This window comes from Pseudoxanthomonas sp. GW2 (assembly GCF_000283075.1).
GTDB lineage: Bacteria > Pseudomonadota > Gammaproteobacteria > Xanthomonadales > Xanthomonadaceae > Pseudoxanthomonas.
The window spans coordinates 23,592-39,913 of record NZ_ALIP01000044.1; the positions used below are offsets into that span (position 1 = coordinate 23,592).

Genomic DNA, 16,322 nt, shown 5'->3' on the forward strand with positions numbered 1-16,322 from the left:
CCCGCCGCCACCGCCACCCCGGCGGTTTCCCCTTGCGACGGGGTCTTTTTCTCCTGGCAGACGCCGCCATGGCCGCGCCCGGCCCGCGCCTGAGCCGGCGCGGCTTCGTCGCCGCCCTGGGCGGCGCCGCGGCCAGCCTGCCCCTGCTGCCGGCGTTGGCCCTGCCGCCGCCGCTGCCCTGGCAGCGCGGGCCGGTGCGCTTCTTCCCGCTGTCCGACGTGCGCCTGGGCGAAGGCCTGTTCGCCCGCTCCAGCGCGCTCAACCTGCGCTATCTGGCCGCGCTGGACATGGACCGGCTGCTGGCACCATTCCGGCTCGAGGCCGGCCTGCCCTCGCCCGCGTCCAGGTACCCGAACTGGGAATCCATGGGCCTGGATGGCCATACCGCCGGCCATTACCTCTCGGCGCTGGCGCAGCAGGCCGCGCAGGGCAGCGCGGAGATGCGCCGGCGGCTGGACTACATGGTCGCGGCCCTGGCCGAGGTCCAGACCGCCAACGGCGACGGCTACGTCGGCGGCGTGCCCAACGGCCGCGTGCTGTGGGAGCGCATCGCCAGCGGCGATTTCCAGGCCGAGTCGTTCGCGCTGGAAGGCGCCTGGGTGCCGTTCTACAACCTGCACAAGACCTTCGCCGGGCTGCGCGATGCCTGGGTGCTGGCCGGCAACGGGCAGGCGCGCGAGGTGCTGGTGCGCTTCGCCGACTGGGCCGGGGCGCTGGTGGCCAACCTCGACGACGACCAGCTGCAGCGCGTGCTCGATACCGAGCATGGCGGCATGAACGAGGTGCTGGCCGACGTCTATGCCATCACCGGCGAACGCCGCTACCTGGCGCTGGCGCGGCGCTTCTCGCACCGCGCCATCCTCGAGCCCCTGCTGCGGCGCGAGGACCGGCTGGACGGGCTGCACGCCAACACCCAGATCCCCAAGGTGATCGGCTTCGCCCGCATCGGCGAGCTGGACGGCGACGCGGCCTGGATCGAGGCGGCGCAGTTCTTCTGGGAGCGGGTGGCGCTGCACCGGAGCATCGCCTTTGGCGGCAACAGCGTGCGCGAGCACTTCAACCCGGCCGGCGACTTCAGCGGCATGGTGGCCTCGCGCGAGGGCCCGGAGACCTGCAACAGCTACAACATGCTGCGCCTGACCCTGCTGCTGGAGCGGCTGCGCCCGGACCCGCGGCATGCGGATTTCTACGAACGGGTGCTGTTCAACCACATCCTCTCCACCCAGCATCCCGACCACGGCGGGCTGGTGTACTTCACCCCGATCCGGCCGCGGCACTACCGCGTGTATTCGCAGCCGCAGCAGTGCTTCTGGTGCTGCGTGGGCAGCGGCATGGAGAACCACGGCCGCCACGGTGCCTTCGTGTACTCCTACGATGCCGATGTGCTGCGGGTGAACCTGTACCTGGACTCGGAACTGCGCTGGGCCGAATCCGGCCTGGTGCTGCGCCAGCGCACGCGCTTCCCCGAGGAGCCGCGCAGCGTGCTGGAACTGGCGCTGGATACGCCGCACAGCTTCGCCCTGGAGTTGCGCCATCCGCACTGGCTGGCGGGCCCGCTGCGGGTGAGGATCAATGGCCGGTCCTGGCCGGTGGAATCCAGGCCCTCGTCCCATGCGCGGATCGAGCGGCGGTGGCAGGACGGCGACCGCATCGAGCTCGAGCTGCCCATGGCCACCCGCATCGAGGCCCTGCCCGACGGCTCGGACTGGGTGGCGGTGATGCACGGCCCGCTGATGCTGGCCGCGCGCACCGGCGGGGAGGATCTGGAAGGCCTGATCGCCGACGACGGCCGCGGCAGCCATATCGCCCCCGGCCCCTACCTGCCGCTGGACCAGGCGCCGATGCTGGTGGGCGAGCGCGAGGCGCTGGCCGCGGGCATCCGCCCGGTGCCGGGGCAGCCGCTGGTGTTCAGCGCCGACGCCCTGGTGCGGCCGATGTCGTTCCGCGGCCTGCGCCTGGAGCCGCTGTACCGCGTCCACGACGCCCGCTACATGGCCTACTGGCGCACCACCACCCCGGAACGGTATCCGGCCGTGGTCGCCGCGATCGAGGCGGCCGAACGCCAGCGCCAGGCCCTGGAAGCCCGCACCCTGGACCAGGTCCAGCCCGGCGAACAGCAGCCCGAGGTCGACCACGCCTACCAGGGCCGCGACAGCAGGACCGGGAACATGCTCGGCCGGCCCTGGCGCGATGCCGGCGACCGCTTCTCCTACTTGCTGCGAGCCCGCCGTCCGGTTCCCGAAAGCACCCCACCGACCCTGCAGCTGACGGTGTTCGGCGGCCAGTGGAATGCCGGCATGGACGTGCTGGTCGACGGCCGCAAGCTCGGCAGCATCGTGCTCGACGGCAAGGGCAAGGACGACCTGGTGGTCGAGGAGTTCACGCTGCCTGCCGGGACAGCGGCCGCGCTGCGCGGCGATGGGACGCGGGTGGAGTTCGTCGCCCATGGCGGGAAGCGCACGCCGTGGGTGTTCGAGGTGCGGGTGGTGGAAGGCGCGGCCGACAGGTGAGCGGCCCGGGCCAGCGGGCGTAGCCGGGGGTAGCGAAGCGCCCGGGATATCGCCACGCCGGAGGCGATCCGCACACCCGGAGTCTCCGCGTGCAGCCGGTGCAGCTGCGCAGGCTGGCGTGGCTGCTGGACGCCCTCGCCCGCTGAGCCGCGTGCGCGTGGCGCGGTGCCGGCCGCGGATACGAAAAAGCCCCGCGGCGGGCGGGGCTTTCGGGCCAAGGCATTTTTTCCACCTGCCTGGAGGTGGTGGGCGGTACAGGGTTCGAACCTGTGACCCCTACCATGTCAAGGTAGTGCTCTACCGCTGAGCTAACCGCCCGTTTGCCGCTGCCGGACGGCGTCGCCGTCTGCAGGGGCGCGCATTCTACCCTGCCCCGGGCCGAATCCACAACAGGGGGCGGGCCTCAGCCGGCCAGGGCCGCTTCCTTGAGCTTGCGGATCTCGTCGCGCAGGCGCGCGGCGTCCTCGAACTCCAGGTCGCGGGCGTGCTGGTACATGCGCTGCTCCAGCTCGTTGATCCTGGCCAGGGCCTTGGCCGGGTCCAGGGTGGAGTAGTCGGTGGCCGGCTCGGCCACCTGGCGCGCCTTGCCGCGGCCCTTGCCCTTGGACTTGGCCTCGCCGGGCTCGGGGCGCGCGCCCTCCATGACGTCCATGATCTGGCGCACCACCTGGCGCGGGACGATGCCGTGCTCGGCGTTGTACTGCTCCTGCTTCTCGCGGCGGCGGTTGGTCTCGTCGATCGCCGCCTGCATCGAGCGGGTGATGGTGTCCGCATACAGGATCGCCCTGCCGCGCAGGTTGCGCGCGGCGCGGCCAATGGTCTGGATCAGCGAGCCGGACGAACGCAGGAAACCCTCCTTGTCCGCGTCGAGGATCGCCACCAGCGAGACCTCGGGCATGTCCAGGCCCTCGCGCAGCAGGTTGATGCCCACCAGCACGTCGAACTTGCCCAGGCGCAGGTCGCGGATGATCTCCACGCGCTCGACCGTGTCCACGTCCGAGTGCAGGTAGCGCACCTTGATATCGTGCTCGGCCAGGTAGTCGGTGAGGTTCTCGGCCATGCGCTTGGTCAGGGTGGTGACCAGCACGCGGTCGCCCATGGCCACGCACTTGTTGATCTCGCCCATCAGGTCGTCGACCTGGGTGGCGACCGGGCGGATCTCCACCTGCGGGTCGACCAGGCCGGTCGGGCGCACCACCAGTTCGACCACCTGGTCGCCGGCCTCGCGCATCTCGTACGGGCCAGGCGTGGCCGAGACGTAGATCGAGCGCGGCGCACGCGCCTCCCACTCCTCGAACTTCAGCGGGCGGTTGTCCAGCGCCGAGGGCAGGCGGAAGCCGAACTCCACCAGGGTTTCCTTGCGCGAGCGGTCGCCCTTGTACATGGCGCCGATCTGCGGGATGGTCACGTGCGACTCGTCCACCACCAGCAGCGCGTCGGCCGGCAGGTAGTCGAACAGGGTCGGCGGCGGCTCGCCAGGCGCCTTGCCGGTCAGGTGCCGGGAGTAGTTCTCGATGCCCGAGCAGTAGCCGACCTCGGCCATCATCTCCAGGTCGAACTGGGTGCGCTGGGCCAGGCGCTGGGCCTCGACCAGCTTGTTCTGCGCGTACAGCTGCTCCAGCCGCTCCTTCAGCTCGAGCTTGATGGTCTCGATCGCGTTGAGCACCCGCTCGCGGGTGGTGGCGTAGTGGGTCTTCGGGTAGATGGTGTAGCGCGGGATGCGGCGCAGGATCTCGCCGGTGAGCGGGTCGAACAGGGAGATGTTCTCGATCTCGCCGTCGAACAGCTCGATGCGCACCGCCTCGGCGTCGCTTTCGGCCGGGTGCACGTCCACCACCTCGCCGCGCACGCGGAAGGTGCCGCGCTGCAGCTCGTACTCGTTGCGGGTGTACTGCAGCTGGGTCAGGTGGCGCAGCAGCTCGCGCTGGTCGATGCGCTCGCCGCGCGACAGGATCAGGCGCAGCGACAGGTAGTCCTCCGGCGCGCCCAGGCCGTAGATCGCCGAGACCGTGGCCACCACCAGCACGTCGCGCCGCGACAGCAGCGCCTTGGTCGCGGCCAGGCGCATCTGCTCGATGTGGTCGTTGATCGAGCTGTCCTTCTCGATGAAGGTGTCGGTCGAGGGGACGTAGGCCTCGGGCTGGTAGTAGTCGTAGTAGCTGACGAAGTACTCGACCGCGTTGTTCGGGAAGAACGCCTTGAACTCGCCGTACAGCTGCGCGGCCAGGGTCTTGTTGTGGGCCATCACCAGGGTCGGCTTCTGCACCTGCTGGACCACGTTGGCGATGGTGTAGGTCTTGCCCGAGCCGGTGACACCCAGCAACACCTGCTTCGCCAGGCCGGCCTCGAAGCCTTCGACGAGCTTCTCGATGGCATACGGCTGGTCGCCCGCCGGGGCGTACGGGGAGACCAGTTCGAATCGTTCGCTCATGCGCCAGGCAGCGTCCTCGGAAGACCATCCAGTATAGGAGCGCGGTTGTCCGCGGCGCGTGGAACGCAGTGGCGCGGCCACGAAGTGTGCTGCAGGCACAGCGCCGCGCCCCTGCCCGCGCGGCCTGCCGTCCCGTCCTCCCCGGGCCGTGGCGCCCAGCCGTTCGAGGTGGGCGGTGGTCACGCCCACGCCGCGGCGGGCCGGCCGGCAGGACGCCGGCGGCCGCGCGCCCTGGAGGGGGTACGCCTGCCGGGGCGCGCCGCACCGCTTCGCCGCGTGACCGCAGCCCCCCGTGACCATGCGCCGGGACCGGTGCGCGGCACCGGCTGGCAAGTGACGGCTCGGCCTGGATCGGCCGGTGCACTTCCGGGGGCGCCATGGCGACCTGCGCCCATGTGGCGGCACCGCCCGCGATCTCCAGCCAAAGTCCTACACGGGATTCCGGCCACGCCTGATTCCGCGCCACCTGCGGCCGCGCCATGCTGGGTCGCCCGGGCGAAATGGATTTCCGCTTATGCGCAAGGATGCGCCGGGCGCCCCAGCCGGCTTCACCCTGGTGGAACTGATGACCACGCTGGCCGTGGCGGCCATCCTTGCCGGGCTCGCCGTCCCGGGCATGCAGCGCTTCCTGGAATGGCAGCGCGCGACCGGCGCCATGCACGCGCTGACCACCCAGCTGGCGCTGGCGCGCAACGCCGCCGTGAGCGCGCGGACGCCGGTCACGCTATGCCCCACCCGCGGCGGCGGCCGCTGCGCGGAAAGCACGGACTGGAGCACGGGCTGGCTGCTGTACCGTGACCCGGCGCGCCTGCCGCAGCCGCGGGTGCCGGACGACGTGCTGCGCGACGAGCACGCCCCTGTGCACGGCTCGATCCGGGTCTTCTCCACCCAGGGCCGGGTACGGGTGCGCTACCAGCCGGACGGCCTGGCGCCGGGGACCAACGTCACCTTCCGGATCTGCAGCGGCGCGCGCCTGCATGCGGAGGTGGTGGTCAACAACGGCGGCCGCACGCGCTGGACGCAGGCCCCGGCGGATACGCCCTGCGAGCCGCCGGGCTAGCGCCATCCCGCGCGGCACAAGGCTTCCGGCGCGCGGAGGCGGGCGCGGCGCGATCGCGCGCGCAATTCCGGCCACGTACCCCCTTGCCGCGCCGGAAACCATCTGTCTACAATACGCGCCCCCGCCCGAATAGCTCAGCCGGTTAGAGCACTTGACTGTTAATCAGGGGGTCGTTGGTTCGAGTCCAACTTCGGGCGCCAGTATTCAAGCACCTAGGGCCGCGAAAGCGGCCCTTTTTGCTATTGCGGAAACCGGCGGAAGTGGCGATCGCCCGGCTGCTGGCCGTGAGTCCAGGTCGTTCTGCGTGCGCCCCGTGCGTGCACCCCGCCCCCTCCTCCCAGCGGCCCCGCTTGCCGCAGGATCAATCGCGCGGCCTGCCGCCACCGGGCGCGCCGAGCGCGGACACCCCTGGCCTGCGGGCATTGCCGCCATCCCCCGCACATCGCGCCGCGCCGCCCCGGCTTAACCCGGCAGGGCTTCCGCCGCCGCAGCCGGCCACCGGATGCACGAAGGGGGCCGCATTGCTGCGGCCCCCGCGCATGGGCATCCGTGGCTACCGCTGCGGGTCGTGGGCCGGGGGATGCAGCGGGCCGGGCACGCCGCATCCGGGGCCGGTCACCAGCATTCGCCGACGCCGGAGGTGCCGCTGACGCTGCGCTTGCCCTGGGCGTTGATCGACAGGGTCCCGCACTTGGGATCCTTCTGCCGGCTGGTCGGGGTGGCCGACAGGGTGTAGGCCTTGGCGGTCACGCCGGTGAGCGACACCTGGTAGAACGGCTCCACGTCCGGGCCGCACTGCGCCGGGTCGGGCGCGCTGGCGTAGCTCAGGTTGGTCGTGTAGTAGCGCTCCAGGAACTGGGCGCGCTCCTGCAGGCAGGCGGCCGCGGCGGCGCGGCGGGCACGCACGACGTGGCCCTGGTACATGGTGTTGGCGATCGCGGCCAGCACCGCGATGATCGCCACCACGATCATCAGCTCGATCAGGGTGAAGCCCCGCGCCCGGCGCGTTCCGGCGGCCCGCATGCGGTTCCGGTCAGTTGCCATTGATCAGTTCCCTCCAGGAGACACGTCGCACCAACGCCTGCGAGCCGCTGGTCATGATCTTCGAATAGCTGCCGTCGTCCAGGCTCGTGTACATGTACGAGCCGAGGAAGATCGGGTTGTTCGGGCCGCTGTCGTAGGCCACGCCCGAGTACGGGGTGTCGGTGTTGCCGCCGTAGTAGTCGCCGCTGTCGCCGACGGTCCCGTTCCCGTTCATGTCAAAGAACGCGCTGCCGAGCCGGCCGCCGGTGAACGGGTCGATCGCCATCGTGTAGCCGCGACCCGTGGGCGAACACGGATCCGTGGAATCGGGATACCGCGTCGTGCCGATAAGCGCCATGCCCTGGAAGAAATTGGGCACCACCATGCGTTCGCCCTTCGGCGTACCGCCGGCAGCCTCGGCGGGGGACTGGAGGTCGATGTACCAGCCATTCGTCCCGGGCGCACCCACCTTCTCGATCACCCGACCGACGCTGTCCTGGTGGGTGATGCGGGACTGCGAAAGCGTAGCCCTGGTCACCGCGGCATCCCGGTCGATGATGCCGTACCAGCTCTGCACGACCTGGTTGGCGGTACTGCTCGTATCGGCCGTACTGAGATAGCGTCCCGTGCCGAAGAACACCCAGGTTTCAGGCGGGTTGTAGGGATTCTTCGCGACCAGGGGCGCGGCGGTGATGGGCTGGCCGGCCTGGGTCGTGAACAGCCGCGTGACCGTGTTGTTGTCGAGGTCGAACTTCCACAGGTTGCCGTTCATGTCCCCGGCATACACGGTGTCGAAGTTGCCGTCAGGCTTGCTGGGAATAACAGTGCCATGGTCGTCCCAGACGTTCACGCCGGAAAGACCGTTGTCCCCGTCTGCCCCGGTGCTCTTCGTGTTCGCATTCGCTCCGGTCACGGCGTTGAGCATGATGAGCACGGACTCACCACTGCTGCTGTTGGGGCCGTTACCGATGAACACTCGCCAGTCGTTGTCCGCGACCTTGGCGATGATCGGCCGGCCGAGGGCATTGCCGAGCAGCGATCCAATTGCCGGATCCGACGCGGTCTTCTCCCAGAGCAGGCTGGGCGAAGCCGGATCCGTCACGTCCAGCGCGAAAATGCTCTTGCCGCCACGCCCCATCGTGCCGACGAGGATTGTCTTCCAGGTGCCGTTGTGCTTGACGTCGGCCACGGTAAGTTCGCCGTCCACCGAGTACGCGTGATCGTACTCCGGGTGCCAGTACGGGTATTTATTGGTGGACGGGTCGTTCTGGGTGAGCACGCCCATTGCCTCTGTCGGCATGAATGCAAAGAGTTCCTTGCCACACTCGGCGTTGGCGCCCGTGCACGAATCCGGCGCCTTGAACGCATGCAACATTCCGTCGTTCGCCCCGACATAGACCACCGGGGTACGCGAAGACTGCTGCGAGACGAAAGTCGCGTAGCTCGCGTCTCCCGCGTACAGGTTCGCGTTGGGGCGTCCCACGTAGACAGGGGTGGAGTTGATGATGTCGCCGAGCATGCCACGGCGGTCGCGGAAGGTCCTCAGGCTCCCATTCACCGTCGACTGCCGCTCGTGGGTGCGATCGCCGAGGATGTACTTGAGCTGGTTGTCGTTCAGCGTCGAGAACGCCCCCGGCTTGGCCAGCGTCGGGCTGGTCAGCGTGTTGCCGGTCCAGTTGGTAATGAAGTTGGCCAGGGTGCCATTGTTGTTGTAGAGGATCTGCCGCTGGGTGTAGTTCAGCGTGGTGGCGTTGGCATTGACCTTCAGGTCGCCCGCCGCCTGGCCGAGCCAGTCCGACGCGTCCCAGATGTCTGTCAGGTTACCCGTTGCCGTATCGACGTCGCTGGCCGTCAGCCGCCCAGCCCAGCCATTGGAGATGTACTTGGCCTGGTAGGTACGCGCCCCGACTTCCAGCTTGGTCGTGTTGCTTGCGAAGGAGCTGGCGGAGCCACTCGCGTCATCGACGATCTTTCGGAACGCCGCGCGCAGGCTTTCCACCATCTTGTCGGCCTCGCTGGCGACATAGAAATTGTCGGGGCGCGGATAATCGGTCACGGTCGACGTGACCCCGCCGTTAGCGCCAGCCGTGAGGTACTCACCCGAGGTATGCCAGCTCCCGGCTGGCAGGTTGTCCGTCAAAGGACGGAAGCCACTGGGGACCCGAAAACCACCGTACTTGGCCGCCAGCCAATACTGATTGCCGGTCTTGGGCTCGAGCCTTTGATTCTCACGCACGTCCACCCAATAGGTAGAAAGGGTCTGCATGCCCTTGGTGTTCGGCTTGGCCGCATCGTCCGGACGAAGGTCGTTCGTATGGGCGTAGTACGCCAGACCGGCGATGTACGCGGAATTGCCGCGCCCCGAAAATTCCGCGGATGCCGCCTTGTTTATCCCCTCGAGCTGAAACACCCTGTTGGTGTACTGCTGCGCCAGAGTCTTGTCGTCAGGGGGAAGGTCATGGTCCGCGTGCGTGTAAACGTCGCCGATGCCGAGGGCCGCGTTCACCTGGCAGGAGTACCGTATCGGATCGTCCCAATTGGTGATGACCGGGAAACCATCAGCCTTGTTGTAATCAAGATTATTCGTGTAATCCGCAAGGTTGCCCTGCCCCCTGAAGTACCGCAGGGCGGCGTAATAAAGCTCACTGACCGGGTCATTGCCCTTCGGGTTCTGCCCTGTCATCTGGCCGAACTTGTTCAGGTAATTGATCACGCCGCTGTCCGCGACACCAAAGCCCGTACCGTTCGCATCATCCGGATCCGGATTGCGCACGAGCACGCCCGTGGACGAGTTCCACTCGCTGTTCACGTTCGCGAGTCGCCCCAGCTCGGGATAGTTGGTGTACGGGCCGACGAACTTCTGGCGCGCGCGCATCACGCCACCGTTCCGCTGGTTGCCGGTCTCATTGAGAAAACCAAAGATGCTGTAGCGGATACGTTCCGCATACTCCTGGATCAAGCCCTCCGGCTTCCAGCCTTGGGCATACTGCTTGCAGTTCGACTCGACCCCGACCGATGCGTCGCACACCTTGACTCGCACGCTGACTTCGTAAACTGTCCCCGCATCACTGGGAACAGCGGCCACGTCCACAACCTTCCGCTCCCATCTTGGATTCCTCCGCGTGCCGTTGTTCTGGCAACCCTGCTGACCCTCCCTGCAACTTTCCCAGTGGCTCTGCTCGGCCACGCCCTTCGTCAGGAGATGAATGGCCGGGTTGTATGCAGTTGGCGTGTTATCAAGATTCCCCGAGGAGCTGAACCTCATCTTGTTGCCGAGGCCCTCAATACGGACAGTCAGATTGTCCCACTGCGCAGCCGTCACGTTCGCCACCAACGTCGCATTGTTCCCGCTCGCTGGCAGCCTGCGATTCGGATAAAGCCCATATCCTGGCGCATGACGCGCCTTCTCCAGCCAAGTTTCACCGGGCTCGTCCTTGACCCGATAACCTCCGGTCAATGCCAACCTGAAAGGATCGATTGTCTGGGTGGCCGCCCAGTTCATGTAGTTCCCGCTCCATTGCCCGGCAGTCGGGCAATTGAAAGAGCTCGCCAGCCCAACCGGATAGAAGTGCCGTTCCGATTCGGTAGCACTGTAATGGTAGGCGTAGCACTTGTCCGGATCGAAGTAGCCCGAATAGCGACGCGTGGCGTCGTAGTTCCCGATATTTGCCTGGCTGTGAATCGTCGGATACTCCACCGACGGGACCAGCACCAGGTTACCCGGCACGCTGCTACCCACCGTAAGCGGCTTGTTTTCGATATTGACGCCGGATACGGACGATATCGAGCAGAACACCGCCATCAAGCCGATGGCGAATGCTGCGAATCGGCTTGCGCTCCCATGGCCAGACGCTGCCGCCATACGACGATGGTGGAGATTCTTCATGGCAATACTCCCTGCACCTCTGCGCAGCTGGCTCATCGAATTCATCACTTGGCCACCACGTTGGCTTGCAGCACGACCACGGCGCGATCCCCGTTCGTGGAGGGGTTGTGGCTGCGGGCAAAGATCCTGTACATGGCCTCCTGCACCACCGATCCGCCACCACCGCCGTACTGCATCGATCCGGCGCTGGAACCGAGGCCCAGTTCGTCATGGCTGTCACGCAAGCCCATGTACTGCACGTAGTACTGGGGCGCGCCGGCCGATTTGTTCCCGGTGCCTAGCTGGTCGGTCGCATTGAACCAGCAGTCGCTGGTCAGGCTGCTTCCTGTGCAGGTCGTTCCGCCGGTATACGCGGTCGCCGGCATCCCGCACTTGGAATCGTCGATCCCGGTGATGCCGCCCTTGGCCGGGTCGTTGCCGCACTTGATGCCGATCACCCAGCCGTTGCCATTGGCCACGACGGCGGCGCGGACCTTCTCTTCCGCCTCGCGCAGCGCCGACTCGGCCTGCTGGAAGGCCAGGCTGCGGTCGAACATGTTGGCACTCATGCGCTCTTCCAGCAGGGTGCCGCGGAGCACGGCCAGACCCAGGAGGGTCATGACCAGCAGCAGGACGAGCACGACGACCAGCGAAGCGCCACGCTGGCGCGAGGGGAAGGCAAGGGGCTGTTTCATAGCACGCGGTTCCGCAGGGCGACGACGTTCTCGACGACGCGGGTGAGGTGCTGGCCACCGGTGCCCGTGCGCTCGGTTTCGCGCAGGACCAGGGTCATCCGCACGGCGCGCACGTTGCGCCAGTCGGCGGCGGTGGTCAGGACGGAGGCGCTCACGTACCCGGCATCGGTCAGGTAGTGGAACTGCAGGTTGGCCACGCCCTGCACCACTTCCTCGGCGGCGGCCCCGTTGACCTGGCGGTACAGGGAGTAGCCGTTGTCGGGGTTGCCGTCGGGGTCGCGCAGGAACCAGCGCACGCCCTGCAGGGAGATGACCGAGGAGAGCTTGGGGAAGGCGTAGGCGGTGGCCGCGCCGGCGCAGGTGCCGGTGTTCGGCATCGGGAAGTAATCGCACGAGTTCGTGCCGGCGCCGGAGGCGAAGCTGAGGGAGCCGCCGGCCGTGCTGTCGCCATTGGCGCGGAACACGGCCAGCACGCGCATGTCGCAGATCATCACCGGGTCGCCGCTCTTGAACAGCGGGGTCGCCGGGGCGACGGTCACGCTGGTGGCGCCGGAGGCCAGGTCCGCGGTCAGGCCGCGGAGGTCGTCGCCGGGGCGCAGGATCTGGATCACGTCCGTGCCCGAGACGTGGGTCGGGCCGCCGTCCTCGAAGCCGTACAGCGGGTAGTCCACGGCCAGGTACCAGTCGGCGCCGTCCGGGGTGGCCGTGGCGGCGGCGGTGGTGATGTTGGCGGGCGCCAGGGTGGCGTCGCAGGGATTGGCGCCGGCCTCGCGGATGTCGCGCGAGAGCAGCTCGAACGCCACCTGCGCGCTCTCCTGGATGCGCGCCAGGTTCTGGGTGCTGCGGTAGGTCGCCTTGTTGGAGATGAACACGCCGATGGCCGCGCCGACCACCAGCAGGCCCAGCACCAGGGCGATCATCAGTTCGATCAGGCTCACGCCGGCCTGGCGGGCGCGCGCGGCGCCGCGGGGGATGCGGTTGACGGGTTTCATAGGGCGCTCACCGTGACGACCTGGCGGGTGGAACTGCCTTCGCCGGTCTCGCTTGCCTGGCCGCTCGCGTTGGCGGTACTGCCGCGGCTGTCGTCCCACTGGATGGTGACGGTGCAGGTGCCGCCGCCGACGGCATTGCCCGCGCAGGCAACGTTGGCGCAGGTGGTGGTGTCCCCGGCCTGGCCCATGCTGGTCTTGAGCGCGACCAGCCAGACGTTGAGCTCGCCCTGGGCGGACTGCTGGCCGGCCGGCAGCGAGGCGTCCGGGTTGGCCGGGGTGCACTGCATGCCGCTGGTGTTGTAGTAGCCGGCGATGGCGTTGGTGCGGTTGGCGCGCAGCACGTCGAGGATGGCGTAGGTCTGCATCACCGCCTGGGTGCGCTCCAGCGAGCTCTGGCCGTTGCGCAGGGCGGTGGCCTGCATCGCGGCGATGCCCAGCAGGCCGATCCCGAGGATCAGCACCGAGATCATCACCTCCAGCAGGCTCACGCCCGCCTGGCGGCGCCAGCGCGGGCCCGGCCGGCGCCCGGCACGCGTGCCGGCGGCGGTCTGGATCCGGATCATGGGCAGGCTCCCTGCGTGGTATGCGCCGCGGCAGTCACGTTCAGGCGGCTGCCGCCGGCCAGTTCCACCCGGCGCAGGTTCTCGCGCGGGCGGTTGGTCGGCATGCACACGGTGAAGGTGGTCGACAGCAGGCCGCCGCTGGAATTGCGGGCCAGGCCGTCGGGACGGAAGTCCACGCTGTTGACCCCGCTGGGGGTCTTGATCTTCAGCTGGCTCTTGACCGCGGTCGTGCGCAGCAGCTCCGGGGTCGCGCCGGAGGCCTGCACCACCCAGCCGGTCCATTCGCCGTTGCCGGTGGCACAGGTCGCGCCGTCGCTGCTGCGGCACAGGCGCACGGTGCGGTTGCGGCGCAGCGCCTCGGTGCGCGCCAGCTGGAGGTCGGCCACCAGCTCGTTGGCCTGGCTGGTCAGGCGGTTGCCGTTCATCACCACGGCGAAGTTGGGCACGGCCAGCGCGGCCACGATGGCCAGCACCGCCAGGGTGACCATCAGTTCGATCAGCGAGAAGCCCCCCGGCCGCGCACGCAAGCGGGTTCCGCGCCGCCGGACCAATCGCCCATGCGAAGGATGCATGCCCGATTTCCCCAAGTTGGATGCAAACGCAACTTAGCGGAGCATGCCCGCAGCCTCTAGCCGCAACCGACGAGCGGCCCGAACCCGGGAACCAGCGGCGGCTCCCGCCGCCGCCCGTGGCAAGGCATCATGCCCGCATGCCCGCACCGTCCGGCCGCCCTGCCCCGCAACCCGATCCGCCGCTGGACGCGCTATGGCGCGCCCCGGCGATCGTCTGGGCGGTGGTCGCCGGCATGGGCGTGGCCGCCCTGCTGGCCATCGCCCAGCCGCCGCTGACCGACCGCTGGGTGTACTTCGGCCTGGCCTGCCTGATGGTGCAGTGGACCCTGCTGCTGGCCTTGGCCGCGCTATACCTGGTGCGTGGCCTGCTGGCCCGGCTGCGGCCGCTGCACGTGGCCGGGATCGCCCTGCTGCTGCTGGTGCTGTCCAGCTGGCTGGTGCACGCCATCGCCCAGGCGCTGGTGGCGCTGGTGGTGCCTAGTCCGGTGCCGCCGGGCTGGAGCCTGCCGCGCATGGCCGGCCTGACCCTGTGCGTGGGCCTGCTGGGCCTGGCCGTGTTCTACCACCATTGGCGCGCCACCCAGCTGGCGGTGCAGGCCAAGCAGGCGCAGCTGGAGGCGTTGCAGGCGCGGATCCGGCCGCACTTCCTGTTCAACACCCTCAACACCGGCGTGGCCCTGGTGCGCGAGCGCCCGGGCGAGGCCGAGCGCCTACTGCTGGACCTGTCCGACCTGTTCCGCGCCGCCCTGGCCGGGCCACCGACGATCCCGCTGGAGGACGAACTGGCGCTGGCCCGCCGCTACCTGGAGATCGAGCAGCTGCGCTTCGGCCCGCGCCTGCAGGTGAAGTGGGAGGTGCCGGCGGTGCTGCCGGCGGTGCCGGTGCCGACCCTGTCGGTGCAGCCGCTGGTGGAGAACGCGATCCGCCACGGCATCGAGCGCTCGCCCCGCGGCGGCGAGGTGCGGATCGTGGTGGTCTCCACCGGTTCGGGCGTGCGGGTCACGGTCAGCAACAGCCTGCCGTCCGCGGCCGGGCCGGCCACCCACGGCCACCAGGTGGGGCTGAGCTCGGTGCGCGCGCGGGTGCAGGCGCTGACCGGCGACCGCGGCGGGGTGGAGACCCACGCCAGCGGCGGCCGCCACGTGGCGGTGCTGTACCTGCCCGCGCCCGGACCCGGGGCAGACGACCCGGCTCAGGCCACCACGCGGTAGCAGGGCCGGTACTCGCCGGCGATCTTCATCCGGCGCTGCTCGACGAAGGCGCGCAGCAGCCCGTCCAGGGCCTGCATCATGTCCGGCGCGCCGTGGATCTCGAACGGGCCGTGCTGCTCGATCCGGCGCATGCCCTCTTCCTTGACGTTGCCGGCGACGATGCCGGAGAAGGCGCGGCGCAGGTCCGCGGCCAGCGCCGAGGCCGGGCGCCCGTGGTGCAGGTCCAGCGCGGCCATGGCCTCGTGGGTGGGCACGAACGGGCGCTGGAACTCCAGCGGGATCGACAGGCCCCAGTTGAAGTAGAACGAGTCCTTGTGGGCGATGCGCGCCTCGCGCACCTGGCGGATGCCGGCGAACATCTTCTTCGCCACCTCCGGCGCGTCGCCGATCACGATCTCGTAGCGCGAGGTGGCCGCCTCGCCCAGGGTCAGGCGGATGAAGCGGTCGATCTGCTCGAAGTACGGCGCGGCGATGGTCGGGCCGGTGAAGATCAGCGGGAACGGCACGTGCGCGTTCTCCTCGCGCAGCAGGATGCCCAGCAGGTACAGGATTTCCTCGGCCGTGCCCACGCCGCCGGGGAACACGATGATGCCGTGGGCCATGCGCACGAACGCCTCGAGCCGCTTCTCGATGTCCGGCATGATCACCAGCTCGTTGACGATCGGGTTCGGCGACTCGGCGGCGATGATCCCCGGCTCGGTGATGCCGATGTAGCGGGTGTGGGTCTTGCGCTGCTTGGCGTGGGCGATGGTGGCGCCCTTCATCGGGCCCTTCATCGCGCCCGGGCCGCAGCCGGTGCAGATGTCCAGGCCGCGCAGGCCCAGCTCGTAGCCGACCTGCTTGGTGTACAGGTACTCGTCGCGCGAGATCGAGTGGCCGCCCCAGCACACCACCAGGTTGGGCTCGGCCGGGCGCAGCACGCGGGCGTTGCGCAGCAGGCCGAACACGGCGTCGGTGATGCCCTCGGAGCTCTCCAGCTCGGTCGCGTACTCCGGGCCCAGCTCGATCGCGGTCCAGGCCAGGTCGCGGACCACCGCGAACAGCAGTTCGGCCACGCCGCGGATGATCTGGCCGTCGACGAAGGCCATCGCCGGCGCGTTCTGCAGGTCGATGCGGACGCCGCGGTCCTGCTGGGTGACCTGGATGTCGAAGTGCGGGTACAGGTCGCGCGCGGCGCGCGGGTCGTCGCTGGCGCTGCCGCTGGTCAGCACCGCCAGGGCGCAGCGCCGCAGCAGCTCGTGCATGCCGCCGCTGGAGGCGTCGCGCAACCGCGCCACCTCGGTCCGCGACAGCACGTCCAGCCCGCCGCGCGGGTAGATCCTGGCGTCCTGGACCGGGAGGGTGCTGGTGGCGGGCTCGTTCATCGGGGTCCTGCGAGTGTGGCAAACCGGTCGGCGACT

11 protein-coding genes and 2 tRNA genes are annotated in these 16,322 nt (G+C 69.0%); 4 read left to right on the top strand and 9 right to left on the bottom strand.

The window, feature by feature from the left end; genetic code table 11:
* Positions 1 to 68 precede the first annotated feature (68 nt).
* Positions 69 to 2,510, top strand: a complete 2,442-nt coding sequence (locus B351_RS16170) for a glycoside hydrolase family 127 protein (protein WP_019397728.1) — start codon at positions 69 to 71, stop codon at positions 2,508 to 2,510.
* 243 nt (positions 2,511 to 2,753) lie between these two features.
* Here the strand turns inward: B351_RS16170 and B351_RS0103815 are convergent.
* Both B351_RS0103815 and uvrB read right to left on the bottom strand, forming a co-directional pair.
* Positions 2,754 to 2,828, bottom strand: a tRNA-Val gene (locus tag B351_RS0103815).
* A gap of 85 nt (positions 2,829 to 2,913) precedes the next feature.
* On the bottom strand, positions 2,914 to 4,941 hold the full coding sequence (gene uvrB, locus B351_RS0103820) for an excinuclease ABC subunit UvrB (RefSeq protein WP_019397729.1): 2,028 nt from the start codon (positions 4,939 to 4,941) through the stop codon (positions 2,914 to 2,916).
* A 514-nt stretch (positions 4,942 to 5,455) separates the two neighbouring features.
* Between uvrB and B351_RS0103825 the strand changes: the two genes are divergently transcribed.
* Positions 5,456 to 6,001, top strand: a complete 546-nt coding sequence (locus tag B351_RS0103825; RefSeq protein ID WP_019397730.1) for a GspH/FimT family pseudopilin — start codon at positions 5,456 to 5,458, stop codon at positions 5,999 to 6,001.
* 123 nt (positions 6,002 to 6,124) lie between these two features.
* Positions 6,125 to 6,201: transfer RNA gene (locus B351_RS0103830), tRNA-Asn, on the top strand.
* 415 nt (positions 6,202 to 6,616) lie between these two features.
* Here B351_RS0103830 and B351_RS0103835 read toward each other — a convergent pair.
* The 6 genes from B351_RS0103835 to B351_RS0103860 are packed head-to-tail and all read right to left on the bottom strand — an operon-like array spanning position 6,617 to position 13,666.
* Complete coding sequence (locus tag B351_RS0103835) at positions 6,617 to 7,045, bottom strand: type IV pilin protein (RefSeq protein ID WP_156810408.1); 429 nt, start codon at positions 7,043 to 7,045, stop codon at positions 6,617 to 6,619.
* Positions 7,035 to 10,910 (bottom strand): pilus assembly protein, encoded by a 3,876-nt coding sequence (locus tag B351_RS0103840; RefSeq protein ID WP_026010325.1) that lies wholly within the window; start codon positions 10,908 to 10,910, stop codon positions 7,035 to 7,037. Before B351_RS0103840 ends, B351_RS0103835 begins: the two co-directional genes overlap by 11 nt.
* Before the next feature lie 44 nt (positions 10,911 to 10,954).
* Positions 10,955 to 11,584 carry a PilX N-terminal domain-containing pilus assembly protein gene (locus B351_RS0103845; protein ID WP_026010326.1) on the bottom strand — a complete coding sequence of 210 codons (630 nt, stop codon included), beginning with the start codon at positions 11,582 to 11,584 and terminating at the stop codon, positions 10,955 to 10,957.
* Complete coding sequence (locus B351_RS0103850; protein ID WP_019397734.1) at positions 11,581 to 12,576, bottom strand: PilW family protein; 996 nt, start codon at positions 12,574 to 12,576, stop codon at positions 11,581 to 11,583. The genes B351_RS0103845 and B351_RS0103850 overlap by 4 nt, the downstream gene beginning before the upstream one ends.
* A complete protein-coding gene (pilV, locus tag B351_RS0103855) occupies positions 12,573 to 13,139 on the bottom strand; it encodes a type IV pilus modification protein PilV (RefSeq protein ID WP_019397735.1) in 567 nt (188 codons plus the stop codon). Before pilV ends, B351_RS0103850 begins: the two co-directional genes overlap by 4 nt.
* Positions 13,136 to 13,666: a GspH/FimT family pseudopilin gene (locus tag B351_RS0103860; RefSeq protein WP_019397736.1), complete on the bottom strand. Its 531-nt coding sequence runs from the start codon at positions 13,664 to 13,666 to the stop codon at positions 13,136 to 13,138. The genes pilV and B351_RS0103860 overlap by 4 nt, the downstream gene beginning before the upstream one ends.
* Before the next feature lie 182 nt (positions 13,667 to 13,848).
* On the opposite strand from B351_RS0103860, the gene B351_RS0103865 reads away from it, so the two are divergent.
* Positions 13,849 to 14,922, top strand: a complete 1,074-nt coding sequence (locus B351_RS0103865; protein WP_019397737.1) for a sensor histidine kinase — start codon at positions 13,849 to 13,851, stop codon at positions 14,920 to 14,922.
* On the opposite strand, the gene ppnN is transcribed toward B351_RS0103865, so the two are convergent.
* Positions 14,904 to 16,286, bottom strand: coding sequence for a nucleotide 5'-monophosphate nucleosidase PpnN (ppnN, locus tag B351_RS0103870; RefSeq protein WP_019397738.1), 1,383 nt, complete (start codon positions 16,284 to 16,286; stop codon positions 14,904 to 14,906). The genes B351_RS0103865 and ppnN overlap by 19 nt on opposite strands.
* Positions 16,287 to 16,322: the final 36 nt, after the last annotated feature.